Below are 23,454 nucleotides of genomic sequence, written 5' to 3'. Positions count from 1 at the left end.
ACTAGCTGAGTCCTTCTGCGAGGGGTCCGAGCGTGAGCACGGGGAAGTAGGTGAGTGCGGTGATGAGCACCGTGACCCCCACGAGCAGGCCGACGAACTGCGGTCGGTGCGTGGGCAGCGTGCCGGCGGTCTCGGGCACCTTCTGCTGTGCGGCGAGCGAGCCGGCGAGGGCGAGCACGAGCACGATCGGGATGAACCGGCCGAGCAGCATCGCGACGCCGAGCGCCGTGTTGAACCACGGGGTGTTCGCGGTGAGGCCCGCGAACGCCGAGCCGTTGTTGTTCGAGGCGCTCGTGAAGGCGTAGAGCACCTCGCTCATGCCGTGGATTCCGGGGTTCCAGATCGAGGTCGCCTCCACGTCCTCGCGGACCCCGGGGATGGCGAAGCTCAACGCGGTACCGGCCAGGACGAGCGTCGGCGTCACGAGGGTGTAGAGGCTCGCGAGCTTGATCTCGCGCGGCCCGATCTTCTTGCCGAGGTACTCGGGGGTGCGGCCGACGAGGAGGCCCGCGATGAACACCGCGATGACCGCGAGCACGAGCATGCCGTAGAGACCCGAGCCGACGCCGCCGGGCGCGACCTCGCCGAGCATCATGTTGAGCATCGGCATCATGCCGCCGAGGGCGGTGAACGAGTCGTGCATCGAGTTGACGGCGCCCGTCGAGGTGAGGGTCGAGGTGGTGCCGAACAATGCCGATCCGAAGATGCCGAAGCGCGCCTCCTTGCCCTCCATCGCACCGCCGGCGAGCTCGGGTGCGGTGCCGTTGCCGGCGGCCTCGAGCGTGCTGAGGGCGACGAGCGACATCAGGTAGAGCGTCGCCATGACGGCGAGGATGGCGTAGCCCTGCTTGTTCGAGCCGACCATTCTGCCGAAGGTGCGGGGCAGCGCGAAGGGGATCGCGAGCATGAGCACGTTCTGGAAGAGGTTCGTCCAGGCCGTCGGGTTCTCGAACGGGTGCGCGGAGTTCACGTTGAAGAAGCCGCCGCCGTTGGTCCCGAGCAGCTTGATGACCTCCTGGCTCGCGACCGGCCCGCCCGGCAGCTGCTGGGTGCCGCCCGCGAGGGTGTGCACCTCGGTGAAGCCGTTGAAGTTCTGCACGACGCCGCCGAGCATCAGGACGACTGCACCGATGAGCGACAGCGGGAGCAGGAGCCGGAACGAGCCGCGGAACAGGTCGACCCAGAAGTTGCCGATCGTGCCGGAACCACGGCGCGCGAAACCGCGCACGAGGGCGATCGCGACGGCGATGCCGACCGCGGCCGACACGAAGTTCTGCACCGCGAGCCCGGCGAGCTGCACGGTGTAGCCCGTCGTCAGCTCGGGCGAGTACGACTGCCAGTTGGTGTTCGCGACGAAGGACGCCGCAGTGTTGAAGCTCAACCCCTCGGGCACGGCGGGCAGGCCGAGCGAGTAGGGCAGCACCGCCTGGGCGCGCTGCAGCAGGTAGACGAAGAGCAGGCCGACGACCGAGAACGCGAGCACACCGCGCAGGTACGCGGGCCACGACTGCTCCGCGCGCGGGTCGACGCCGATGAGCCGGTAGAGTCCGCGCTCGACCTTCCAGTCGCGATCGGTCGAGTAGAGACGTGCCATGTAGTCGCCGAGCGGGCGGTAGAGGAGGGCGAGGATCAGGGCGAGGGTGGCCGCCTGAAGGACGGCGAAGGCGACGCCCATCAGAATCGCTCGGGTTTCACGAGGGCGACCACGAGGTAGACGACGGCGGCGATGCCCAGCGCGGCGGCGAGGAGCTCGAACACGATCACAGCTTCTCGACCCCCTTGGCGATGAGGCCGACCACCGCGAACACGGCGAGGATGCCGAGAAGGTAGACGATGTCGAGCACGGAGACTCCAGGGTTCGGGATCCGCCCCGCACCCGCGGCGACGGGCAGCGCCCCTGCGCTGCACCCCCGATCCAACACCTCGCTGGATGCCCCGGGGCCGATCCTCACGGACTCCTAACGCCCGCCCGAGGCATCCCTACGCGAAGCTCACGGCTCGCGTTTCAGGAAATGGTGCCCGCGTCAGGACGGAATCCCGGGAATCGTCCTGAACGCCTTCAGTTCTCCTGAGACGGTGCGTTCGGCGCGGTGGTGCCGGCGCCGACGCCGGCACCGGCGGCGCGCAGCGCCTCCCACTCGGCGAGGAGCTCGGGCATCTTGCCCTCGATGAAGCGGAAGAACGCGACCATCTCGCTCGTGCGCCGGGTGCCGGCCGAGTCTGGGTCGCCGAGCGCGTCGATCGCCTGAGCTGCCGTCTCCGCGAAGGTGCCGTAGACCGAGTTCTTGCCGGCGAGCGCCGTGTACCAGGCGTCGTCGAAGATCTCCCAGCGCTCGCGCCGGCTTCCGGGATGCGGCATCCGGTGGATGATGCCGAGGGAGCGCAGGTAGCGCACCGCACCCGAGATCGCGGCGGCGCTCACGCCGAGCGACTCGCCGAGGTCGGCGGCCGTGAGCCCGCCGTCGTCGGCGACGAGGAGCGCCATCAGCACGCGGGCGGGCATCTTCGGGAAGCCGGCGGCGGTGAGCACGGCCGCCGATTGCTCGACCGCCGTGCTCAGTGCCTGCTCGTCGCGTGCCATCCGTCGATCCTCTCAGCAGTCGCCCGGTTCAGCCGCCCGTGGCGAGCTCGCGTCGGCGCATCGACACGACGGCGAGCCCGGCGGCCGCGAGACCGATGGCGAGCATCCAGAAGCCACCCGTCCAGTCGACGTCGTCGCCCGTCGGCACGGGGGAGTGCGTGAACGGCGAGAGGTCGAGCATCCAGTCGGGTGCGCCGAGCAGCGGCCCGAAGATGCCGAGGATCGCGGCGACGCCGACCACCGTCCAGCCGAGCGGGATCGTCCACCGCGGCAGGTAGGCGAACACGACGAGCGTCAGCCCGAGGAAGACGAGCGAGACGGGCAGCTGGGCGAGCGCGGCCTGCGAGATGAGCGGCACGAGCTCATCGGCCTGCTCCGACGCGGCGGCGCCCGCGAGACCCGCGAGCAGGGCCGCGCCGAGCACGGCCGCGATCACGATGATGCCGACGAACCAGTACTCGAGCAGCCAGCGCGTGCGCGGAACCGGCGTCGCCAGCACGACCTCGGCGGTGCCGTGCGCCTCCTCCTGTCGCGCCCGGATGCCCACCTGCACGGCGCAGCACGCGGCGAGCACTCCGATGATGCCGTAGAACGTCGCGATGAACGCCTGCTCGAGGGTGGCGCCGCCGCCGAGCGCAGCCTGCAACGTCTGCGCGACCTGGGGGGTGTCGCCGCCGATCTGCTCGACGAGGTCCGAGAGCGAGCTCGCGAGGAGTCCGGCGACGGCGCCGCCGACGGCCCAGGCGATCAGCGTCGACACGTTGAGCCGCCAGGCGAGTCCGAACGAACTCGACAGCACCGCGCCGGCCCCGGCGCGCCCCTTGCGGCCGGGCAGCAGGCTCGCGCCCTGATCGCGGACCGACTGCAGGGCGAACACGATCGCGACGATCACCGCCGAGACGGCGAGGGAGAGCCAGATCGGAGAGAGGACGGGGTCGCCGAACGGGCGCATCGCCTGCCCCCAGCCGATCGGCGAGAGCCAGCTCACCCAGGACGGGGTGACGTGCAGCAGGTCGGACGAGGGCGTGCCCGTGGCATCCCCGATGCCGCGGAGGAGGTAGGCGCCGATGACCATCGCGACCCCGGCGCCGTTCGCGCCCCGGGAGGTTCGGAACAGTTGCGCCGTGAACAGCCCGATCGCGACGAAGGCGACGCCGCTCGCGGAGATCGCGACGCCGGTCAGCCACGACCCGGTCGGGTCGAGCCCGCCGGCGAGGAAGCCGAGCGCGACGAGCGTGCCGAGCGCGAGGTTGGCGAGCACGCCGTGCACGAGCGTCGCGACCGTCGGTGCGACGCGCCCGGCCGGCGTGGCCGCCACGAGCTCGGCGCGACCCTGCTCCTCTTCGGCGCGCGTGTGCCGGGTCACGAGGAAGGTGCTCATGAGCCCGCCCATGAGGGCCAGCCAGGCGAACAGGGCGAAGAAGGTGACGGCGCCGAGGTCCGTGCCGTCGGGCGTTCCGCGGAACACGAGGATGGTGCGGGTCGCGGTCGCGAGCTGCAGCAGTTGGGCGCGGTCGGCCTCGTCGCCGTAGGTGTCGGCCACCGCCGCGGTCGACGAGAAGGCGAGCAGCCCGGTGCCGACGAGCCACAGGACGAGCTGCCAGCGGTCGCGGCGCAGCCGCTGCCCGAGCAGCGTGCCGAGGGTGTTCATGCGCGGGCCTCCTCCGTGACCTGCGCTGCACGCTCGGTGAGCTCGTCGCCGTAGTGACGCAGGAAGAGCTCCTCGAGCGAGGGCGGCGACACGGTGAGGCCGCGCACGTCGAGGCGGGCGAGGTCGGGCAGCACGGATGCCACGCGGTCGCTGTCGACGGTGAAGCTCACCCGGCCGTGGTCGATGATGAGGTCGTGCGCGTCGGGGATGCCGTCGACCTCGGCGGCGAGGGCCGTCGGGTCGATGCCGTCGGTGGCGAAGGCGATCTCGGTGCGCGTGAGGTGGCGCAGCTCGGCGAGCGTGCCCGACTCGACGGTCTTGCCTGCGCGGATGATGCTCACCCGGTCGCAGAGCTCCTCGACCTCGGAGAGGATGTGGCTCGAGAGCAGCACGGTCGCGCCCTCGGCGGACACCCGGGCGATCTCGCGGTTGAAGACCTGCTCCATGAGCGGGTCGAGGCCGCTCGTGGGCTCGTCGAGCACGTAGAGCTCGGCCGGGGTCGCGAACGCGGCGATGAGGGCGACCTTCTGCCGGTTGCCCTTCGAGTACGCGCGGCCCTTCTTGCGCGGATCGAACTGGAACGCGTCGAGGAGGCGCTGCTTGCGGGCGGTGTAGTCGCGCTTGTCGCGCGTGCCGCCGCGGAGGCGCGCGAGCAGGTCGATCGCCTCGCCGCCGGTCAGGTTCGGCCAGAGGCTGACGTCGCCGGGCACGTAGGCGACGCGGCGGTGGAGCTCGCCCGCGCGCTTCCACGGGTCCTGCCCGAAGAGCGTCGCGGTGCCGCCCGAGGCGCGTGCGAGACCGAGGAGGATGCGGATCGTGGTGGACTTGCCCGCGCCGTTCGGGCCGAGGAAGCCGTGCACCTCGCCGGCGCCGACCTCGAGGTCGAGGCCGTCGAGTGCGACGGTGCGGCCGAATCGCTTCTCGAGGCCGCTGGCGCTGATCACTGTCGTCATGAGCGCGATGCTACGCTCGTTTCACAAATTTGTGAATCTTCCTAACGCATCCTTAACAGGCGGTCTCGATCCGCGATCCGCGCTCCTCGATCGACCGAATCACTCGAGCGCGGCGAACTTCTCGATGTCGCCCTCGGTGCCCGACACGATGATGAGGTCGTGGTTCGACACCACCGTGTTCTCGGTCGCGTAGGTGAACGGCTTGCCGGGGCTCTTCACGCCCACCACCGTCACGCGGTGCTTCGAGCGCACCCCCGACTCGGTGAGGTTCTTGCCGCGGATCGGCTTCGGCGGGTACATCTTCACGAGCGCGAAGTCGTCGTCGAACTCGATGAAGTCGAGCATGCGGCCCGACACGAGGTGCGCCGTGCGCTCGCCCGCCTCCCGCTCGGGGTAGATGACGTGGTTCGCGCCGATGCGCTGCAGGATCTTGCCGTGCGACGCCGAGATCGCCTTCGCCCAGATCTGCGGGATCTTGAGGTCGACGAGGTTCGCCGTGATGAGCACGGATGCCTCGATCGACGACCCCACGGCGCAGACCGCGATGGAGAAGTCCTGGGCGCCGATCTGCTTGAGCGCGTCCATGTTCTTGGCGTCGGCGACGACCGCATGGGTGACCCGCTCCGACCACTTCTGCACGAGGGCCTCGTCGGTGTCGACCGCGAGCACCTCGCGGCCGAGGCGGTCGAGCTGGCCCGCGGTGGCGGCGCCGAACCGGCCGAGGCCGATCACGAGCACCGGGGCGTCGTGTCTGATCTTGTCAACCAACGATGGGCCTCTCTTCCGGTCGTTTGAACAGCTGGCGGCGCTGGCTCGCGGCCAGCGCGGCGGCGAGCGTCACGGTGCCGACTCGGCCCATGAACATCGTCGCGGCCATGACGTAGACGCCCTCGGGCGGCAGCTCGGCGGTGAGCCCGGTCGACAGTCCGCACGTGGCGAACGCCGAGATCACGTCGAACAGCACGTTCTCGAACGGCGCCTTCGTGATCTGCAGGATGGCGATGGACGCGCCGGCGACGATCGTCGCGCCCCAGAGCACGACGCTCACCGACAGGCGGAGCATGTCGCGCGGGATGCGGCGGCCGAAGGCCTCCATCGAGGGATTGCCGCGCGCCTCGGCGAAGGCGGCGAGGAACAGCACGGCGAGCGTCGTCACCTTGATGCCGCCCGCGGTCGACGCGGAGCCGCCGCCGATGAACATGAGCATGCTGCTGACGAGCTGGCTCGAGCCGTAGAGGTCGTGCATGTCGATCGTCGCGAAGCCGCCCGAACGCGTCATCGCCGACATGAAGAAGGACTGGAAGATCGTCGGCCCCGCGTCGAGGTGCCCGTACGTCTTCGGGTTCGCGTGCTCGAGCAGGAGGAACATCGCCGCGCCCGCGACGAAGAGGATCACCGTCGTCGTGAGCGTCAGCTTGACGTGCACGCTCCACTTGCGCGGCTGCTTCCAGGCGCGCGCGAGGGCGAAGATGACCGGGAAGCCGAGGCTGCCGAGGAAGACGCCGATCATGAGCAGCGACTGCATCCAGTAGTCGTGCTCGAACGGGAGGAGCCCGCCCGGGTTCGGCGAGAAGCCCGTGTTCGTGAACGCCATCGCCGAGTAGTAGAGGCTGTACCAGATCGAGTGCCCGACGTCGTAGCCGGCGGCGAGCATGCTCGGCATCAGGCCGACCGCGATCGCGGCCTCGATGACCAACGCGCTGATCGCGACGGTGAACAGCAGCCCGCCGACCTCGCCGAGACGCACCGCCTGGCGCTCGGCGACCGGGCCGACGTGGATGCGCGACGGGTTCGTGTCGCTCGCCGCCATGAGCTTCGCGCGCAGCCCGAGCCGGCGCGAGATCACGAAGCCGAGGGTCGTCGCGAGCGTGAGCACGCCGACACCGCCGATGTTCACGCCGAGGTAGACGAGCCCGTGCCCGAAGGGCGACCAGTACGTCGCCATGTCGACGGTCGCGAGGCCGGTGACGCAGATGACCGAGACGGCCGTGAACAGCGCGTCGTGGAGCGGGGTGATGCGGCCGTCGGCGCTCGCGATCGGCAGGGAGAAGAGCAGCGTGAACAGCAGGATGAGCGCTGCGAAGACGAGGATCGCGAACCGCGACGGCGAGCTCTTGACGAGTGCGTCCACGGCATCACGGAGCCGCCCGAGCCAGGACCGCCGATCGACTCGACCGAGGCGGGCCACCCGCTGTGCGCGCATCGACCCCCCTCATGTGCCGTCACCGAACGCGTGAGTCATGGTACTCCCCGCTGCGAGTGGCTACCCTTGGGGCATGGCTGACATCTTCGATGTGGTGGCGGACGCGACCAGACGCGACATCCTCGCCGTGCTGCTCGAACGCGAGTCGGCGGTGCCCCAGTCGGGCGGCGAGATCAGCGTCTCCGAGATCGTCGCGGCCCTCGGAACCAGTCAGCCCACCGTCTCCAAGCACCTGAAGGTGCTGCGCGAGTCGGGTCTCGTGAGCGTCCGCGAAGAGGGCCAGCACCGGTACTACCGGCTCGATCGCGCGCCGCTCGAGACCCTCGAAGACTGGCTGATCCCCTTCATGTCGTCGGATGCCGCGGCCGACGCCGCGATGCTCGCCGGTGCCGAGGCGCACGAGGCCTCGCTGAACGACGACCAGCGCGCCTTCGCCTCGGCGATCGGCAAGGTCTTCGCCGACGTCACCCAGGTCGTCAAGCGCAAGTAGCGCCCGCTCAGCCGAGCAGCGCGACGACGAGGGCCGCGCACGAAGCCGCCGAGGCGAGCCAGCGAACGTGGTTCCACGCCGTCCAGGCCGGGCGGAACTCGCGCCACGCCGTGCCGAGCGCGCCCGCATCGGACTCGGGCGCGGCCGCCAGCCGGTTGTTGCGGGGCACGTTCGCGCCGCCGGTGACGCCGACGACGCCGACGAGGTAGACCACGGCCGAGCCGACGATCCACCACGCGCCGGCCGGGTACGCGCCGAAGAACGACATGGTCGCGACGACGATCAGCAGCAGCGCCGTGCCGAAGATCGCGAGCATGAGCGGCGCGCGTACCGCGGTCACGTTGATCTCGCGCATCGCCCGCGCGGCGTCGGCCGGCGCGAGGCGGTCGAGTCCCTGCATCACGAACCCCGAGAAGGCGAAGAAGACCCCCGAGACGAGACCGGTGCCGACGACGGCGATGACGAGCAGGACGGTGGCGGCGGCGCTCATCGTGCCAGTCTGCCCGACCGCGCGCCCGGTGCGGAAAACGCGCCCGCGTGCGCGATCAGCGCAGGGGCTTGATCATCTCGAGCTCGAGGCCGCCGGGGGCGAGATCGTAGGGGCGGTTGCGCCCGGTGAACGTGAAGCCGAGCTTCTCGTAGAACCGGATCGCCCGCGCGTTCGTCTCGTGGACCTCGAGCCGCAGGGTGTCGCCGTGCCCGAGCGCCCAGCCCTCGACCGCCTCGAGCAGCATCCGCGAGACGCCGGCGGCATCGCCGCGGTACTCGGGGGCGACGTAGACGCCGACGAGCATCGGTCCGGTCGTGGCATCCGGGATGTAGCCCGCCATCGTGCCCACCCACCGGGCCCCGTCGACCGCGACCTTCACGGCCTGGTCGGCGCGCTCGCCGCGGGCGCCGCGCAGGCGCCATCCCTCCTCGTCGACGTCGAGCGCGTGCTCGAGCGTCTCGCCGTACGCGATGGGGAAGTCGCGCAGCATCTCGAGGCGCAGTGCGCGCACCGCCTGCCAGTCGCCGGCGGTCGTCGAGCGGATCACGAGTTCGGGGCTGTGCATCCCTCGACGCTAGCGGGTGACGGCGTCGTGCGACGTGCCGGCCGGGGCCGTCGGGCACGCGGACGAGAACGCTCCGCGAATCCGCTAGACTACTCCGAGGCATTCTGCCTTTCGGCTGCGGCACGCGCGGCCGGCACGATCTTTCTGTGAGGTTCTGATGGGTTCCGTCATCAAGAAGCGTCGCAAGCGCATGGCGAAGAAGAAGCACCGCAAGCTTCTTCGCAAGACGCGCCACCAGCGTCGCAACAAGAAGTAGTCGCTCGCGACTGCAGCTGAGCGTCGAGCCCCACCGGGGTTCGGCGCTTTTCGCTGTCCTCGGGCGACGTACGATCGGAGCATGGCCCGAGACATCCAGCTCACCCTCATCGGCAAGCCAGGCTGCCATCTCTGCGACGATGCGAGAGAGGTCGTGCAGGCGGTCGTCGCCGAGTTCGAGCAGGATGCCGCGCGGCGGATCTCGCTCGACGAGCAGTCGATCCTCGACGACGAGGCGCTGCGCGCGCGCTACGCCGAGGAGATCCCGGTGCTCCTCATCGACGGCGAGGTGCACACGTACTGGCGGGTCGACCCGGTACGGCTGAAGACCGCGCTCTGCGCGAAGGGCTGACCGCGAGGCCGGTCGCCCGACTGTCAACCCGCTTGCCGGGCGCGACGCTCCCGCCTTGACTCGGGGCATGATCTCGATCTGGAGCGCCGAATCGCACGCGCCGGTCGCCGTCGGCTCCGACCGCCTGCCCGGCGGCCGCTTCGACGCGGTCGTCATCGGCGCCGGCATCACCGGACTGGTCACGGGCGTGATCCTCGCGCGCGAGGGCTGCTCGGTCGCGCTCATCGAGGCGCGACGGGTCGCCGCGCTCGCCTCGGGCGGCAACACGGGCAAGGCGACCGTGCTGCAGGGCGCGAGGCTCAGCACCATCAGGCGGGCGCACTCGGCGAACGTGACGCGCGCCTACGTCGAGGCGAACCTCGACGGGCAGCGATGGATCGCCGACTTCGCCCGCGAGCACGACGTGCCGTTCGCCGTCGAACCCGCGGTGAGCTACGCGCAGGACGCGTGGGGCCTGCGACGGGTCGATGCCGAGTTCGCCGCCGCCCGCGAGGCGGGCCTGCCGGTCGAGCGGGTCGAGGGCCTGCCGGTGCCGTTCCCGTTCGCGGGCGGGGTGTCGCTCGCCGACCAGCTCGCCCTCGACCCGGTGGTGCTCGCCGACGCGCTCGCCGAGGATTCACCCGGCTCGGCGGAATGCTCGTCACCGGAGTGCGTGCGCGGGGCGTGCGAGCCGGCCGTCCGGCGACGGTCTCGACCGATCACGGCCCCATCAGGGGCGGAGCGGTCGTCGTCGCCACCGCGGCCCCGATGCTCCGCCGCGGCCTCTACTTCGCGAAGACGCGTCACTCGCGGTCGTACCTCGCGGCGTTCCGGGTGGCCGAGCCTCCGGCGCAGGGCCTCTTCCTCTCGGTCGACGCGCCGACGCGTTCGATCAGGACGACGCCCGACGTCGCGACCGGGGGCCCGCCGCTCCTCCTCGTGGGCGGCGGCGGCCACCCCGTCGGCAGGGTCGCGTCGACACGGGTCGAGGCCCAGCGCATCGTCGCCTGGACGAACGAGTACTTCGACGGAGCCTCGCTCGTGGCGGCCTGGTCGGCGCAGGACTACGAGTCGCTCAACCTCGTGCCCTTCGTCGGCCGGATGCCACGTGGCCGCCGCCGCATCTGGATCGCGACCGGTTACGCCAAGTGGGGTCTCACGAACGGCGCGGCCGCAGGGCTCCGCATCAGCGCCGAGATCCTCGGCGAGCCGTGGCGCGAGCACCGCCCGTGGGTGCAGGTGCTCGGCACGCGGACCACCGCGCCGTCGGACCTCGCCCGAGGCGTCGTCGAGAACGCGGCGGTCGGCCGCGAGCTCGTGTCGGGGTGGGCCGACGCGCTGGGCCGCCCCGCGCCGGCGGCGCGCCCCGCCGAGGGCGAGGGCGTCGTGGTGCATCGGGGCGGGGTGCCGTACGGCGTCTCGACGGTCGGCGGACGCACGACGGCCGTGTGCGCGGTGTGCCCGCACGCCGGGGGAGTGGTGCGCTGGAACGACGCGGAGTCGAGCTGGGACTGCCCGCTGCACGGCTCGCGGTTCGAGGCATCCGGCCGCCTGATCGAAGGGCCGGCGACGCGCGACCTGCGCGCGGGCTCGCGCCGCGACGTCGCCGGCCGCTGAGTGCTCCTCATCATGGGGAGTTCGCCGTGAAGCGGTGGCGCCCGCCGCGAACCAATGGCTAGGGTGACGAACGGGGGCACGGGTCTGCCCTCGCTCGTTGGAAGGGGACAACGCCGTGGCGCGTGAATTCAAGGGCAAGATCGAACTCGACGTTCGCGACTCGCAGGGGGACTGGGGCGCGTTCCTCCCCGAGAAGGCGCCGGAGGGAGCGCCGAACGTGCTCGTCGTGCTCTACGACGACACCGGCATGGCCGCGTGGTCGCCGTACGGCGGCGGCATCGAGATGCCGACCATGGAGCGGCTCGCGAAGAACGGGCTCACGTACTCGCAGTGGCACACGACGGCGCTGTGCTCGCCGACGCGCTCGACGTTCCTCACGGGGCGCAACCACCACCTCAACGGCTTCGCGACGATCTCGGAGTCGTCGACGGGCTTCCCCGGGTACAACTCCCACATCCCGCCGTCGAACGTGACGATGGCGCACCTGCTGCGGGATGCCGGATGGTCGACGTTCTGGGTCGGCAAGAACCACAACGTGCCGATCGACGAGTGGACGGCGGGCGCCTCGAAGAAGAACTGGCCGCTCGCGCAGGGCTACGACCGGTTCTACGGCTTCATCGGCGGCGAGACCAACAACTGGTACCCCTCGCTCGCCGAGGACAACCGCTACATCGACCAGCCGTACCTGCCGGAGGACGGCTACCACCTGTCGAAGGACCTCGCCGACCAGGCGCTCAAGATGATCCGCGACGTCAAGCAGACCGAGCCGGGCAAGCCCTGGTACCTGTGGTTCTGCCCCGGCGCGAACCACGCACCGCACCACGCGCCCGAGGAGTACATCGCGAAGTACAAGGGCAAGTTCGACGACGGCTACGAGGCCTACCGCGAGTGGGTGCTGCCGCGCATGATCGAACGCGGCATCCTGCCCGCCGACACCGCGCTCACCGAGCTCAACCCGATGCCCGACGGCACGTTCTCGCAGACCGACGAGGTACTGCCCTGGGCCTCGCTGAGCGACGAGCAGAAGGCGATGTTCAGCCGCATGGCCGAGGTGTACGCCGGCTTCAGCGAGTACACCGACGCGCAGGTCGGCCGCATCATCGACTACCTGGAGGAGTCGGGCCAGTTCGACAACACCATCGTCATCTACTGCGCCGACAACGGCGCCTCGGGCGAGGGGTCGCCCAACGGCTCGGTCAACGAGGGCAAGATCTTCGGCGGCTACCCCGACTCGCTCGAGGAGAACCTCAAGCTCGTCGACAAGCTCGGCTCGCCCGACACGTACAACCACTACCCGACGGGGTGGGCGTCGGCGTTCTCGACGCCGTACAAGATGTTCAAGCGCTACACGTACCAGGGTGGCGTGGCCGACCCGCTGGTGATCTCGTGGCCGAAGGGCATCGCCGCGCGCGGCGAGGTGCGTCACCAGTACCACCACTCGACCGACATCGTGCCGACGATCCTCGAGGCGTGCGGGGTCGCGTTCCCCGACACCTACAACGGCGTCGAGCAGACCCCGCTCTCGGGCGTCTCGATGGTGCCGTCGTTCGACGCGGCGCCCGACGCCCCGACGAACAAGCAGACCCAGTACTACGAGATGTTCGGTCAGCGCGGCATCTGGCACGAGGGCTGGAAGGCCGTCACCGTGCACGGTCCCGTGAGCGGCAAGGGCGACTTCCCCGGCGACGTGTGGGAGCTCTACCACACCGAGGAGGACCGCTCCGAGTCGAACGACCTCGCCGCCCAGCACCCCGAGAAGCTCGAGCAGCTCAAGGCCCTCTGGATGGAGGAGGCGAAGAAGAACAACGTGCTGCCCTTGAACGACCTGCAGATCATCGGCAACCCGAAGGACTTCGAGACCTTCGTCCACATGGAGTTCCACCAGCCGGCGCCGCCGTCGGGCCGGTTCGTCTACTACCCGGGCACGAGCGAGATCCCCGAGCGCAGTGCGGCGAACGTGCACGGCGTCTCGTACAAGATCGCCGCCGAGATCGACTTCACCCCCGAGACCGAGGGCGTCGTCTTCGCGCACGGCTCGCGCTTCGGCGGGCACGCGCTCGTCGTGAAGGACGGGCAGATCCACTACGTGTACAACTTCCTCGGCATCCCGCCCGAGGACCGGGTCTCGGCACCGGCCCCGACGTCGGGCAGGCACATCATCGGCGTCGAGTTCGTCAAGGAGGGCACGGGCGAGTACCGCGAGGCCACCGGGCCCGTGAAGCTCTACATCGACGAGCAGCAGGTCGGCGAGAAGCCGATCCGCACCGTGCTCGGCCACTTCTCGCTCTGCGGCGAGGGGCTCACGATCGGCCGCGACAGCGCCGACCCGGTGTCGTCGCTGTACGGCTACGGCTTCGACTTCACGGGCGGCGAGATCGCGCGCGTGGTGTTCGACATCGCCGACGACGCGTACCTCGACCTCGAGGCGCACCTCGCGGCGGCGATGGCGCGCGACTGAGCGAGCGCACTGCCAGAATGGCGGCGGGGGTCCCGGTACCGGGCGTCCCCGCCGCCGTCTCGTGAGAGGACCGGAAATGCCGAACGAACTGCCCTCCTGGGCCGACACCCCGACCCGGGCCGCGATCGTCGACTTCGTCGAGCGCGTGACGACGGGCGCCGACGCGGTGCCGGAGCGCGAGCGCGTCGCGGTCTTCGACAACGACGGCACGCTGTGGACCGAGAAGCCCATGCCGACGCAGCTGCACTACATCGTGCAGCAGTGGAAGGCGCAGGCCGAGGCCGATCCCTCGCTCGCCGACCGGCAGCCGTACAAGGCGGCCGTCACGGGCGACTACGCGTGGCTCGGCGGTGCCGTCGACAAGCACTACGAGGGCGACGACAGCGACCTGAAGGTGCTCATCGGCTCGCTCGTCGGCGTGACGGCGGGCATGAGCGTCGAAGACTACGCCGCGTCGGTGTCGGAGTTCTACGAGACGGCGAAGCACCTGACGCTCGGAACCCCCTACGCCGACGCGGTCTACGCGCCCATGGTCGAGCTGCTGCGCTACCTCGAGACGCACGGCTTCACCGTGTACATCGTCTCGGGCGGCGAGCGCGACTTCATGCGGCCGATGACCGAGCAGTACTACGGCATCCCGCCCGAGCGGGTGGTCGGCTCGGCGCTGGGCCTCGCCTACGACGCCGAGTCGGGCGACGTGCGCTACACGGCGGGCCTCGACTTCTTCGACGACGGGCCCGAGAAGCCCGTGCGCATCTGGAGCCGCATCGGCCGGCGACCGCTCATCGCCGGCGGCAACTCGAACGGCGACCAGCCGATGCTCGACTTCACCCGCAAGGGCGGCGGGCTCGCGCTGCTCGTGCACCACGACGACGACACCGGCGGCGACCCGCCCTACGACAAGGGCGCCGACCGGGCGCTCGCCGAGGCATCCGAGCGCGGGTACACGGTCGTGAGCGTGAAGCGCGACTGGTCGCGCATCCACCCGGAGCAGTGACCCGGTGACCTCGACCTCGACCCCGGCCGCCCGCCGGGTGCGACTCTTCCCGACCCTCGCCGGGTATCAGCGCGGATGGCTCGGCGCCGACATCCTCGCGGGGCTGTCGGCCGGCGCCGTCGTCGTGCCGCAGGCCATGGCGTACGCCACGATCGCGAACCTGCCCGTGCAGATCGGCCTCTACACGTGCATGGTGCCGATGTTCGTGTACGCGATGCTCGGCGGATCGCGCGCGATGAGCGTCTCCACGACGTCGACGATCGCGACGCTCACGGCGACGACGCTCGTCGCGGCGGGCGTGGCCGCGGGCTCCGACGACCCGGTGCCCGACCTCATGGCGCTGACCCTCATCGTCGGCGTGATCCTGCTCATCGCGCGCTTCGCGCGGCTCGGCTCGCTCGTCGAGAACATCTCGCGCGCGACGATCGTCGGCGTGCAGATCGGCGTCGGCGCGACCGTCGCGGTCGGCCAGCTGCCGAAGCTGCTCGGCGAGACCGAGAACGCGTCGGGGGAGGGCTTCTTCAGCTCGATCCTCGCCGCGCTCGAGGCGCTGCCGTCGGCGCATCTCACGACCGTGCTGCTCTCGGCGGGGTCGATCGCGGCGCTGTTCCTGCTGAAGGCGTTCCTGCCGAAGGTGCCGGGCCCGCTCATCGTCGTCGCCGTCGGCATCCTGCTCGTCGCGTTCACGCCGATCGAGCAGCAGGGCGTCGACCTCATCTCGCCGGTGCCGCAGGGCTTCCCCGCCTTCGAGCTGCCGAGCTTCGCGAACGTCGTCCCGATGCTGCCCGGCGCGGGCGCGATCGCGATCATGGCGTTCCTCGAGTCGACGGCGGTCGCTCGCGGCATCCGCAAGCCGGGCGAGCCGCAGATCGACAGCAACCAGGAGCTCTTCGCGACCGGCGCGGCGAACACGGTCGGCTCGTTCTTCCAGGTGCTGCCGTCGGCGGGCGGGTTCTCGCAGAGCGCCGTGAACCAGGGCGCGGGCGCCCGCACGCAGCTCTCGACGCTCGTCACGGTGACCCTCGCGGTGCTCGTCGCGCTGTTCCTCGGGCCGGTGCTGAGCCTGCTGCCGCAGGCGACGCTCGCCTCGCTCGTGTTCGTCGCGGTGGTCGGCCTCATCGACATCGGGGCGCTCGCGAGGTTCTGGCGCATCAGCCACAACGACTTCTGGATCGCGGTCTCGACGGCGATCGTCGGCCTGACCGCAGGCCTGCTGCTCGCGGTCGCCGTCGGCATCATCGCGACGATGATCGTCGTGCTGAAGGAGCTCAACCGGGTGCGCCTCGAGGCGGCGGAGCCGCGCGACGGCGTGCTGCCCGTGCGCCTGCTCGGCCCCCTCTACACGGCGAACGTGCTCGCCTACGAGAACGCCGTGATCGACGCGGCGCGCGCGAACCCGGGCATCACCTCGGTCGCGCTCGAGCTCACCCGACTCGAGGTCGTCTCGGTCACGGTGCTCGATGCGCTGGCAGACCTCGACCGCGAGCTCGCCGGGCTCGGGGTCGAGCTGCGCCTCGCCGCGGTGCCCGAGGGCGGCGCCGCGATGTCGCGGCGCGGCCGCTGGTTCGCCGGGCTCGAGCGCGACGGACGCGTCTACCCGACGCTCGAGGACGCGGTCGCGGGTCCGATCGACTGACGTGGCGGCCGGCGCAGCCGACTCGGTGCGACCGGCGCGCCACGGGGTCGGCTCGGGGGTATCCGCACCTGGATTCGGGCGCGGCCGTCGCGCTGCGGAGTCTGCTCGGGCCCCGGGGCATCCACAACCCCGGCTCGTCGAGGACCCGTTTCACGCTCAACCGCGTTCGGACGACTGGCGTGCCGGGAGTCGGCTCCGGCGGCTGGTCTCGCGTCGAGTCGGAGTCGCATTCGAGCGCTGCCGGTTCCGCCTCACGATGAGGCGGAACTGGCAGAGCTCTGGAGAGAACCTTGGCGATGCGCTGCGATGCGATGCGGTGCGGTGCGGTGCCGTGCGGTGCGAGGGGGCGCGCGCAGGCGCAGCTCAGCCCGGAGTGCGCGCGCAGCGGAAGCCGATGTGCGTCGTTGCCGTGTCGTCGGCCTGGGGCGAGCGCGCCGACGGGCGGTAGCGCAGGCAGTACTCGGGCGAGCAGAGGTGCGAACCGCCCTTGAGCACCCGGCGGGGGATGCGCGAACCGGGTTCGGCGGATGCCGCGGCCAGCAGGTTCGAGCGGGCACCGGCGTCGACCGGCTGCTGCCCGGGCACCTGGTGGCGGGGCGTGTAGTAGTCGGTCGTCCACTCCCACACGTTGCCGGTGACGTCGAAGAGGCCGTAGCCGTTCGCCGGGAAGCTCATGACCGGGGAGGTGCCGGCGAATCCGACCGTCGTCTCGTAGGGGAAGTGCCCGAGCCAGCGGTTCACCATGACCTGCCCGTCGGGCGTCTCCTCGTCGCCCCAGGCGAAGCGCGCACCCTCGAGCCCGCCGCGCGCGGCGAACTCGAGCTCGGCCTCGGTGGGCAGGCGACGGCCGGCCCACTCGGCGTAGGCGGAGGCATCCTCGAAGCTCACCTGCACGACCGGGTGGGCGGGGCGCTCGGCGAGGGCGTCGGGGCCGTCGGCGCCGAAGGGGCGCCGCCAGCTCGCGCCGGCGCCCCAGCGCCACCACTGGCGCCAGTCGCGCAGGTCGACCGGGCCGGAGGTGGGGGTGAAGACGAGTCCGCCGGGCACGAGCTCGGCGGGGTCGGCACCCGGGAAGTCGGCCGGGTCGAGGGGACGCTCGGCCACCGTCACGTAGCCTGTCGCCTCGACGAAGGCGGCGAACTGCGCGTTCGTCACGGGGTGCCGTTCGAGCTCGAACGCGTCGACGGAGCGCTCGTGCACGGGCGTCTCGTCGGCGTAGAACTCGTCGGAGCCCATGCGGAACGTGCCGCCCTCGATGCGGATGAGCGGGGTGACGTCGACCATGCTCCGAGCCTACGGGTTCGACGGGGTCGACCCGCCGGGCCGCGCGCCGAGCGCGGCGAGCGCCTCGCGGTTGCTCTGGTGCACCGCCTCGCCGTGCAGCAGGTCGAGGCGCTCCATCCGGTCGCGCGTCTCGTGGCGCAGCCGGCTGTAGCGCACCTCGATGCCGCGATCGACGAGCCATGAGCGCAAGCGCTCGAAGGCCTCGGCGCCCGTGACGTCGACGTCGCTCACGGCCTCCATGTCGAAGACGACGTGCTGCACCGGCTCCTCGGCCGACTCGACCGCGCGCTGCACCGCGTCCTGGAAGACGGTGCCGTTCGCGAAGAAGAGCGGTGCCGCGAGCCGCACGACGATGACGCCCGGCGCGGTGGTGCGCCCCGTCGGCAGGCCCTCGGCCGACGAGGCGCCGTACTCGTCGAGCGAGAGCACGTCGATGTCGGGGGTCGCCGCGCGACGGGCGAGGTTGACGAGGGCGAGCACGAACGCGATCGTGATGCCGGCGATCGACCCGAACGCCACGGTGACGCCGAAGCAGACCCCCGCGATGGCGAACTCCGCGCGGTCGCGCCGCCAGAGGCTCGCGAAGTCGGGGATGCCGAGCAGCGGCAGCACGGCGACGGCGAGCACGGCGCCGATCGCCGGGCCGGGCACGTCCTCGAGGAGGCCCGTGCCGAAGAGCAGCAGCAGGGTCGCGCCGAGTGCGGCGACGATGGCGGGGAACTGGGTGCGCGAGCCCGCCTCGTCGAGTGCGGCCGTGCGAGCCGTCGAGGAGCCCATCGCGAAGCTGCCCGTGGTGCCCGAGGCCACGTTCGCGAGCCCGAAGGCGAACAGGTCCCGGTTCGCGTCGACCCGGTACCCGCGCTTGTCGGCGTACGCGCGCGACACGAGCAGGCCCTCGCCCGCCCCGACGAGGAAGAGTGCGACCGCCGACGGTGCGACGGCAGCCCAGTCGGACCAGTCGACGACGGGCCAGGAGAACGTCGGCAGCCCGCCCTCGACGGGGCCCAGCGTCGAGACGCCCTTCGTCGCGAGCCCGCCGAACGTCGTGACGAGGGTCGCGAGCACCAGCACGACGAGCGCCCACGGCACGGTGGGGGCGAGACGTCGTCCGAGCAGCAGCACCACGAGGCATCCGGCCGCGATCGCCGCGGACCAGGCGTTCGTCGACGGCAGCCCCGTGACGAGGGCGACGAGCTTCTCGAAGAACTCGCCCCCGGCCGGCACCGAGATGCCGAGCATCTTCGCCACCTGGCCGACGAGGATGTCGAGCGCGAGGCCGGCGAGGAGGCCGACGAGGATCGGCTTCGAGAGGAAGTCGGCGAGGAACCCGAGCCGGAACACCGCCGCCAGGAGGAACAGCCCGCCGCAGAGCACCGTCTGCGCGAGCACCAGCGAGAGGTAGTCGCCCGTGCCCGCGATGGCGAGCCCGCCGACCGACGAGGCGATGAGCGCGGCCGCCGCGGCATCCGGCGAGGCGACGAGCTGTCGCGACGAGACCGTGAGCGCCCACACGATGAGCGGCAGCACGAGGGCGTACAGGCCCACCGTCGGCGACAGTCCGACGATCTGCGCGTAGCCGATGTTGAGCGGCACGGCGATCGCCAGCAGGGTCACCCCCGCGCCGGCCTCGCGCAGCAGGTTCTTGCGCGTCAGCCCCGCGAACGGGCGGGGGAACCACTGGCCGAGCGTCGTGGCGAGTCGTCGAGCCATGCGGAACCCCCTTCGCGTGGCTTCACGCTATCGGGGATGCCGCCGCTCGGCCGCCTACGGCGTCAGGCGCGTCGGGCCGCGGAAGAGGTACGTCGTCTCGCGGATCGAGTGCTCGTCGAGCATGAGCATCAGCACGCGCGCGAGGCCCATGCCGAAGCCGCCGTGCGGCGGCACCCCGTAGCGGAAGAAGTCGAGGTAGAACTCGAGCTCCTCGGGGTCCATGCCCTTGTCGCGCGCCTGCTCGATCAGCACGTCGATGCGGTGCTCGCGCTGCGCGCCCGTCGAGATCTCGACGCCGTTGTAGATGAGGTCGTACGAGTTCGTGAGGCTCGGGTCGCCCTCGTGGCGCATGTGGTAGAACGGCCGGATGCTCGACGCGTAGTCGGTGAGGAACACGAAGTCGTGCCCGTAGGTCTCCTTGACGTACGCCGAGATCTGGCGCTCGCCCTCGGGGTCCATGTCGGCGTCGGTACGGGGGATGACGTAGCCGTGGTCGGCGACGATCTGCTTGGCCTCGGCGAGCGGGATGCGCGGGAACGGCCGGCTCGGCACCTGGAGCTCGATGCCGAACAGCTCCTGGATCTCGGCGCCGTGCTTGTCGACGACCGCCTGGAAGCCCGCGACGAGCAGCTCCTCGTGGAGGTTCATGACGTCTTCGTGCGAGTCGATCCAGCTGATCTCGGTGTCGACCGAGGTGAACTCGGTCGCGTGGCGCGAGGTGAACGAGGGGTCCGCGCGGAAGGCCGGACCCACCTCGAAGATGCCGCCGAAGCCCGCGGCCTGGGCCATCTGCTTGAAGAACTGGGGGCTCTGCGCGAGGTACGCCTTGCCCTCGAAGTAGTCGACCTCGAAGAGCTCGGCGCGCGACTCGGAGGCCGAGGCCATGAGCTTCGGGGTCTGGATCTCGATGAGGCCCTTCTCGACCCAGACGCCGCGCAGCGCGTGCAGGAACGTCGTCTGGATGCGGAAGATGAGGTTCTGCTTCGGGTGACGCAGGTCGAGGAAGCGCCAGTCCATGCGCTTGTCGAGGCTCGAGTCGGCGGCGATGGGCGTCTCGGGGTTGGCCGCGGTGACGACGTCGAGCGTCGCGAGCTTGACCTCGATGCCGCCGAGCTTGACGCGCTCGTCGTGCTTGAGCTCGCCGGTCACGGTGATGAACGAGCCGTGGGCGAGGCCCGAGATCGCCTCGGTCGTCGCCAGGCGGGCGGATGCCTCGGCGTCGCCCTGCTGGCTCTCGTCGAGCTCGCGCGTGGCCGGGTTCACGACCTGCACCGCGCCCGACTCGTCGCGCAGGATGACGAACTGCACCTTCTTCTGATCGCGAACCGTCTCGACCCATCCGGACACGGTGACGGGGCCGTCGGGGAGCGCGGCGAGGTTCTTGACGAGGGTGCGGTTGTTCACGATCGTCCATCCTACCTGCGGCTTTCTCGTGCCGGCGGGCCCGGTGGTCGAGGAGCGACGAAGGAGCGTTCGAGACCCCGCCGATGCCGGGCTCGAACAGGACGAGCGCGCCGGCACCTCCGCATGCGAGAGTGGTGGTCCGCTCATCCTGCGCAAGGGATCCGGTCGCCGGCATCGAAGAGATTCGGGTGAGATGGGTTCGAGCGGACAGCGCCGTCGCAAGGAGCGCGCGAGAGATGTCGAGGTGGACGAGTACGCCCCGCTGCGCGCTCGCCGCGTTCGGCTCTTCCTCATCGTGGCCGGCGTCGTCGCGACCGTGTCCTACCTGCCGATCATCGTGTGGCTCATCTCGGAGGGCATCGCGGGTACGCTCACACTCGGCTCGTTCTGGGTGCTCACCGTCCCGGCGCCGCTGCTGCTCGGAACGGTGGGCTTCACCGGGCTCGCCCAGCGCAACTCGGCGCTCCGCGACAACCCGATGACGTGGACGTCGAACCTGTGAACGGCCAAAGGCGGACGGCAGGGGCGGGTGCGCCCGAAGGGGAGCCTCGATCTCTGACCCTGGATGAACACCGATATCTCGTGCGGCTGCTGGAGCGAGTCGGGGACGATGACAGAGTCCGCGGACTGACTTCCGCGAAGGTCGGTCCACTGTCGGATGGAGGGATGGGAAGCCTTCGGTTCGCGTCGATGAGGCCAAGCAGGCGCCGTGCTTCGCGTGTCGTGACCGACGAGTTCATCGACACTGACGGGGTACCGGTTTCGGTGGAATTGACGGCGGATCAGTTCGGCGACCTCTACGAGCTGGACAGTTTCAAGGCCGACTTCACCGCCGTGCGTTCGTGGCCGACACTGCGGATGTGATCGAGAAAGTGTGTCGCTGCCGACGGCGATCTCCTAGGGTGGCCGCAAGGTCGTCGCCGACGTAGGGGGAGCACACGATGGATGCCGCAGGCCGCCGAGTCCCGTTCGACGCGCAGCAGGTCGATGCCCCGCTCTCGCGATCGGCCGTGTTCCTGGTCGTGAAGATCGGCCCGCGACCCGAGCAGCTCCGAGCAGCGCTCGACGTCGTCGCGGGCATCGACGACCTCGTGAAGTCGGTCGGGTTCCGCGATCTCGGTGCGAACCTCTCGTGCATCGTCGGCATCGGATCCGCAGCGTGGGATCGGCTCGGTCGCACCGAACGGCCCGCCGAGCTGCGTCCTTTCGTCGCGATCGACGGCCCGAAGCACACCGCGCCGTCGACGCCCGGCGATCTCCTGTTCCACATCCGCGCCGAGCGCCCCGACTTCTGCTTCGAGTTCGAGCGGCTGCTGTTCGAGCAGCTGGGCGACTCGGTCGAGGTCGTCGACGAGGTCACCGGGTTCCGGTACTTCGATGCGCGCGACCTGCTCGGCTTCGTCGACGGCACGGCGAACCCGACCGGGCGCGGCATGGCCGACGCCACCCTCATCGGCGACGAGGAAGAGGCGTTCGCCGGCGGCAGCTACGTCGTCGTGCAGAAGTACCTGCACGATCTCGCCACGTGGAACGCGATGACGACCGAACAGCAGGAGGCCGTGATGGGCCGCCGTAAGGCGGACGACATCGAGCTCGACGACACCGAACCGCAGCGCGCGCACAAGACCCTCGCGACGATCACCGACGACGATGGCAACGAGCTCGAGATCCTGCGTGACAACATGCCGTTCGGCAGCCCCGCGGCCGGCGAGTACGGCACCTACTTCATCGGCTACACCCGCCGGCTGTGGGTGATCGAACGGATGCTGCAGCGTATGTTCCTCGGAGACCCTCCGGGCTACTACGACCGACTCCTCGACGTCTCGACCGCCGCGACGGGCACGACGTTCTTCGTGCCGTCGCTGCAGTTGTTGGAGGGGCTGGCGAATGGGGTGGCCGATTAGCGGGCGAAATCGGCAAGCGGTTCATCGTGACCCCATCTGGCGCGACCGCGCGGACTTCATCATCGGGGTCGAGATCGATTCGTCCGATACGGATGTCACAAGCGAGCAACTCTGGGCGCGCAAGGTCGACGAGACGCACTTCATGATCTGCTGCATCCCGTTCTTCGTCTACGACCTGGCGCTCGGCGACATCGTCGAGGTCGATTCCGGGTATCAGGTGGAGCGGGTGAGCGCGGCCTCGGGCCGCTACGTGTTCCGCGCCTACTTCGAGGAGGCGAGGTTGAGATATCGAGACGAGGTCGTCTTCGGGCTCGCGGAGCGCGGCGCGCTCGTGGAGTGGTCGTCGCAGAGCATGTTCGCGGTCGACGCCCGTGATGCCGAGCACGCTCAGGCGATCGCCGACTACCTGCATGATCGGGAGCAGAACGCTTGGCTGGAGTACGAGACCGGGAAGACTGCGTGATGGGATCGGATCTCAACCGGAGGACTCGGTGATTCAGCGGATTCGCATTGCGCCGACGAGGAGCCTGTTGCTCGTGCTCGACCCCATTTCTGGCGAGTTGCCCGAATCGCTGGGAAGCAATGCGATTGCATCGACGACATCCAGTCTCGCGATCGGGACCTTGTCGGAGTTCGACGGTGAGACCGAGGTCTATTTCGCTGAGCTGGCGAACCTTCCGGCTGAGTCCGAGCTCGTACGGCGATGGACGGGAACGCTGAACACTTCCGGGCGGTTGGCGATCTGTACGGTCGATTCGGATGTTCTGCTTTCCACGACGACTCCGAAGGCCGTTGAAGTCGAGGTCTGGTCCAATGACCCGAGCGAGCCGGATGCGATCTGGCTTCTGTTTTCGGAAGCCGGAGATTGACCGCGACGGTGTGGTAACGGTGGTCTCGATACGCGCCCTCCTTCGTCGGGCGCTCC

The 23,454-nt window shown here is 70.3% G+C and carries 25 protein-coding genes and 1 pseudogene; 13 read left to right on the top strand and 13 right to left on the bottom strand.

Features of this window, described 5'->3' with window-relative positions:
- Position 1: 1 nt before the first annotated feature.
- From kdpA to ACFVSL_RS04525, 8 genes are all read right to left on the bottom strand, one after another.
- Positions 2–1,675, bottom strand: a complete 1,674-nt coding sequence (gene kdpA / locus ACFVSL_RS04560; protein ID WP_386938874.1) for a potassium-transporting ATPase subunit KdpA — start codon at positions 1,673–1,675, stop codon at positions 2–4.
- Positions 1,675–1,764, bottom strand: a complete 90-nt coding sequence (locus tag ACFVSL_RS04555; protein WP_386938872.1) for a potassium-transporting ATPase subunit F — start codon at positions 1,762–1,764, stop codon at positions 1,675–1,677. The genes kdpA and ACFVSL_RS04555 overlap by 1 nt, the downstream gene beginning before the upstream one ends.
- Positions 1,761–1,952, bottom strand: a complete 192-nt coding sequence (locus ACFVSL_RS04550) for a hypothetical protein (RefSeq protein WP_386938870.1) — start codon at positions 1,950–1,952, stop codon at positions 1,761–1,763. Before ACFVSL_RS04550 ends, ACFVSL_RS04555 begins: the two co-directional genes overlap by 4 nt.
- Positions 1,953–2,059: 107 nt before the next feature.
- Entirely contained in the window at positions 2,060–2,581 is a 522-nt protein-coding gene (locus ACFVSL_RS04545) for a GbsR/MarR family transcriptional regulator (RefSeq protein ID WP_386938869.1), read from the bottom strand.
- Between the two features lie 28 nt (positions 2,582–2,609).
- A complete protein-coding gene (locus ACFVSL_RS04540; protein ID WP_386938868.1) occupies positions 2,610–4,232 on the bottom strand; it encodes an ABC transporter permease in 1,623 nt (540 codons plus the stop codon).
- A complete protein-coding gene (locus tag ACFVSL_RS04535; protein WP_386938866.1) occupies positions 4,229–5,185 on the bottom strand; it encodes an ATP-binding cassette domain-containing protein in 957 nt (318 codons plus the stop codon). Before ACFVSL_RS04535 ends, ACFVSL_RS04540 begins: the two co-directional genes overlap by 4 nt.
- Positions 5,186–5,284: 99 nt before the next feature.
- Positions 5,285–5,953, bottom strand: a complete 669-nt coding sequence (locus ACFVSL_RS04530) for a potassium channel family protein (protein WP_376941983.1) — start codon at positions 5,951–5,953, stop codon at positions 5,285–5,287.
- Positions 5,946–7,388 (bottom strand): TrkH family potassium uptake protein, encoded by a 1,443-nt coding sequence (locus ACFVSL_RS04525; protein ID WP_386938864.1) that lies wholly within the window; start codon positions 7,386–7,388, stop codon positions 5,946–5,948. The genes ACFVSL_RS04530 and ACFVSL_RS04525 overlap by 8 nt, the downstream gene beginning before the upstream one ends.
- 73 nt (positions 7,389–7,461) lie before the next feature.
- On the opposite strand from ACFVSL_RS04525, the gene ACFVSL_RS04520 reads away from it, so the two are divergent.
- The gene (locus ACFVSL_RS04520; RefSeq protein ID WP_386938862.1) at positions 7,462–7,878 is read left to right on the top strand and encodes an ArsR/SmtB family transcription factor; all 417 of its coding nucleotides are present in this window, start codon (positions 7,462–7,464) and stop codon (positions 7,876–7,878) included.
- Between the two features lie 7 nt (positions 7,879–7,885).
- On the opposite strand, the gene ACFVSL_RS04515 is transcribed toward ACFVSL_RS04520, so the two are convergent.
- Together ACFVSL_RS04515 and ACFVSL_RS04510 are read right to left on the bottom strand one after the other, a co-directional pair.
- Complete coding sequence (locus ACFVSL_RS04515; protein WP_386938860.1) at positions 7,886–8,368, bottom strand: DUF1772 domain-containing protein; 483 nt, start codon at positions 8,366–8,368, stop codon at positions 7,886–7,888.
- A 55-nt stretch (positions 8,369–8,423) separates the two neighbouring features.
- Complete coding sequence (locus tag ACFVSL_RS04510; RefSeq protein ID WP_386938858.1) at positions 8,424–8,933, bottom strand: GNAT family N-acetyltransferase; 510 nt, start codon at positions 8,931–8,933, stop codon at positions 8,424–8,426.
- A gap of 157 nt (positions 8,934–9,090) precedes the next feature.
- Between ACFVSL_RS04510 and ACFVSL_RS04505 the strand changes: the two genes are divergently transcribed.
- From ACFVSL_RS04505 to ACFVSL_RS04475, 7 genes and pseudogenes are all read left to right on the top strand, one after another.
- The gene (locus ACFVSL_RS04505; RefSeq protein WP_003792170.1) at positions 9,091–9,189 is read left to right on the top strand and encodes a 30S ribosomal protein bS22; all 99 of its coding nucleotides are present in this window, start codon (positions 9,091–9,093) and stop codon (positions 9,187–9,189) included.
- 81 nt (positions 9,190–9,270) lie between these two features.
- Positions 9,271–9,540, top strand: coding sequence for a glutaredoxin family protein (locus ACFVSL_RS04500; protein ID WP_386938856.1), 270 nt, complete (start codon positions 9,271–9,273; stop codon positions 9,538–9,540).
- Positions 9,541–9,607: 67 nt separating this feature from the next.
- Positions 9,608–10,093 (top strand): annotated as a pseudogene (locus ACFVSL_RS04495) (NAD(P)/FAD-dependent oxidoreductase); the annotation flags it as partial.
- A gap of 80 nt (positions 10,094–10,173) precedes the next feature.
- Positions 10,174–11,136, top strand: a complete 963-nt coding sequence (locus tag ACFVSL_RS04490) for a Rieske 2Fe-2S domain-containing protein (protein WP_386938854.1) — start codon at positions 10,174–10,176, stop codon at positions 11,134–11,136.
- 115 nt (positions 11,137–11,251) lie between these two features.
- Positions 11,252–13,594: an arylsulfatase gene (locus ACFVSL_RS04485; RefSeq protein WP_386938852.1), complete on the top strand. Its 2,343-nt coding sequence runs from the start codon at positions 11,252–11,254 to the stop codon at positions 13,592–13,594.
- Positions 13,595–13,670: 76 nt separating this feature from the next.
- Positions 13,671–14,591, top strand: coding sequence for an HAD family hydrolase (locus ACFVSL_RS04480; protein WP_386938851.1), 921 nt, complete (start codon positions 13,671–13,673; stop codon positions 14,589–14,591).
- A gap of 4 nt (positions 14,592–14,595) precedes the next feature.
- Complete coding sequence (locus tag ACFVSL_RS04475) at positions 14,596–16,227, top strand: SulP family inorganic anion transporter (protein ID WP_386938849.1); 1,632 nt, start codon at positions 14,596–14,598, stop codon at positions 16,225–16,227.
- Positions 16,228–16,590: 363 nt separating this feature from the next.
- On the opposite strand, the gene ACFVSL_RS04470 is transcribed toward ACFVSL_RS04475, so the two are convergent.
- Genes ACFVSL_RS04470 through aspS form a run of 3 tightly spaced genes read right to left on the bottom strand, consistent with a single transcriptional unit; the run spans position 16,591 to position 20,625 of the window.
- Positions 16,591–17,511, bottom strand: coding sequence for a formylglycine-generating enzyme family protein (locus tag ACFVSL_RS04470; RefSeq protein ID WP_386938847.1), 921 nt, complete (start codon positions 17,509–17,511; stop codon positions 16,591–16,593).
- A gap of 9 nt (positions 17,512–17,520) precedes the next feature.
- A complete protein-coding gene (locus ACFVSL_RS04465) occupies positions 17,521–19,221 on the bottom strand; it encodes a SulP family inorganic anion transporter (RefSeq protein WP_386938845.1) in 1,701 nt (566 codons plus the stop codon).
- A 54-nt stretch (positions 19,222–19,275) separates the two neighbouring features.
- A complete protein-coding gene (gene aspS, locus ACFVSL_RS04460; protein WP_386938843.1) occupies positions 19,276–20,625 on the bottom strand; it encodes an aspartate--tRNA(Asn) ligase in 1,350 nt (449 codons plus the stop codon).
- A gap of 193 nt (positions 20,626–20,818) precedes the next feature.
- Between aspS and ACFVSL_RS04455 the strand changes: the two genes are divergently transcribed.
- The 5 genes from ACFVSL_RS04455 (at position 20,819) to ACFVSL_RS04435 (ending at position 23,398) form a co-directional block, all read left to right on the top strand.
- Positions 20,819–21,127 carry a hypothetical protein gene (locus ACFVSL_RS04455; protein ID WP_386938841.1) on the top strand — a complete coding sequence of 103 codons (309 nt, stop codon included), beginning with the start codon at positions 20,819–20,821 and terminating at the stop codon, positions 21,125–21,127.
- On the top strand, positions 21,109–21,489 hold the full coding sequence (locus tag ACFVSL_RS04450) for a DUF6984 family protein (protein ID WP_386938839.1): 381 nt from the start codon (positions 21,109–21,111) through the stop codon (positions 21,487–21,489). Before ACFVSL_RS04455 ends, ACFVSL_RS04450 begins: the two co-directional genes overlap by 19 nt.
- Before the next feature lie 77 nt (positions 21,490–21,566).
- Positions 21,567–22,529: a Dyp-type peroxidase gene (locus ACFVSL_RS04445; protein ID WP_386938838.1), complete on the top strand. Its 963-nt coding sequence runs from the start codon at positions 21,567–21,569 to the stop codon at positions 22,527–22,529.
- Positions 22,513–22,992, top strand: coding sequence for a DUF4265 domain-containing protein (locus tag ACFVSL_RS04440; RefSeq protein ID WP_386938836.1), 480 nt, complete (start codon positions 22,513–22,515; stop codon positions 22,990–22,992). The genes ACFVSL_RS04445 and ACFVSL_RS04440 overlap by 17 nt, the downstream gene beginning before the upstream one ends.
- 67 nt (positions 22,993–23,059) lie before the next feature.
- Complete coding sequence (locus ACFVSL_RS04435; protein ID WP_386938834.1) at positions 23,060–23,398, top strand: hypothetical protein; 339 nt, start codon at positions 23,060–23,062, stop codon at positions 23,396–23,398.
- The last annotated feature ends 56 nt before the right edge of the window (positions 23,399–23,454 follow it).

It is taken from the genome of Agromyces sp. NPDC058064 (assembly GCF_042885275.1).
In the GTDB taxonomy this organism is placed as follows: Bacteria; Actinomycetota; Actinomycetes; order Actinomycetales; family Microbacteriaceae; genus Agromyces.
Note: the sequence above shows the minus strand (reverse complement) of the source record. Positions and strands in the feature narration are given on the sequence as shown.

Excerpts from the sequence above, each read along its gene's own strand:
- ACFVSL_RS04510 (WP_386938858.1), bottom strand. The coding sequence starts at position 8,933 with ATGCACAGCCCCGAACTCGTGATCCGCTCGACGACCGCCGGCGACTGG.
- ACFVSL_RS04445 (WP_386938838.1), top strand. The coding sequence starts at position 21,567 with ATGGATGCCGCAGGCCGCCGAGTCCCGTTCGACGCGCAGCAGGTCGAT.
- ACFVSL_RS04545 (WP_386938869.1), bottom strand. The coding sequence starts at position 2,581 with ATGGCACGCGACGAGCAGGCACTGAGCACGGCGGTCGAGCAATCGGCG.
- ACFVSL_RS04480 (WP_386938851.1), top strand. The coding sequence starts at position 13,671 with ATGCCGAACGAACTGCCCTCCTGGGCCGACACCCCGACCCGGGCCGCG.
- ACFVSL_RS04505 (WP_003792170.1), top strand. The coding sequence starts at position 9,091 with ATGGGTTCCGTCATCAAGAAGCGTCGCAAGCGCATGGCGAAGAAGAAG.
- kdpA (WP_386938874.1), bottom strand. The coding sequence starts at position 1,675 with ATGGGCGTCGCCTTCGCCGTCCTTCAGGCGGCCACCCTCGCCCTGATC.
- ACFVSL_RS04490 (WP_386938854.1), top strand. The coding sequence starts at position 10,174 with ATGCTCGTCACCGGAGTGCGTGCGCGGGGCGTGCGAGCCGGCCGTCCG.
- ACFVSL_RS04470 (WP_386938847.1), bottom strand. The coding sequence starts at position 17,511 with ATGGTCGACGTCACCCCGCTCATCCGCATCGAGGGCGGCACGTTCCGC.
- ACFVSL_RS04500 (WP_386938856.1), top strand. The coding sequence starts at position 9,271 with ATGGCCCGAGACATCCAGCTCACCCTCATCGGCAAGCCAGGCTGCCAT.
- ACFVSL_RS04535 (WP_386938866.1), bottom strand. The coding sequence starts at position 5,185 with ATGACGACAGTGATCAGCGCCAGCGGCCTCGAGAAGCGATTCGGCCGC.
- ACFVSL_RS04520 (WP_386938862.1), top strand. The coding sequence starts at position 7,462 with ATGGCTGACATCTTCGATGTGGTGGCGGACGCGACCAGACGCGACATC.
- ACFVSL_RS04540 (WP_386938868.1), bottom strand. The coding sequence starts at position 4,232 with ATGAACACCCTCGGCACGCTGCTCGGGCAGCGGCTGCGCCGCGACCGC.
- ACFVSL_RS04455 (WP_386938841.1), top strand. The coding sequence starts at position 20,819 with ATGGGTTCGAGCGGACAGCGCCGTCGCAAGGAGCGCGCGAGAGATGTC.
- ACFVSL_RS04515 (WP_386938860.1), bottom strand. The coding sequence starts at position 8,368 with ATGAGCGCCGCCGCCACCGTCCTGCTCGTCATCGCCGTCGTCGGCACC.
- ACFVSL_RS04525 (WP_386938864.1), bottom strand. The coding sequence starts at position 7,388 with ATGCGCGCACAGCGGGTGGCCCGCCTCGGTCGAGTCGATCGGCGGTCC.
- ACFVSL_RS04440 (WP_386938836.1), top strand. The coding sequence starts at position 22,513 with ATGGGGTGGCCGATTAGCGGGCGAAATCGGCAAGCGGTTCATCGTGAC.
- ACFVSL_RS04465 (WP_386938845.1), bottom strand. The coding sequence starts at position 19,221 with ATGGCTCGACGACTCGCCACGACGCTCGGCCAGTGGTTCCCCCGCCCG.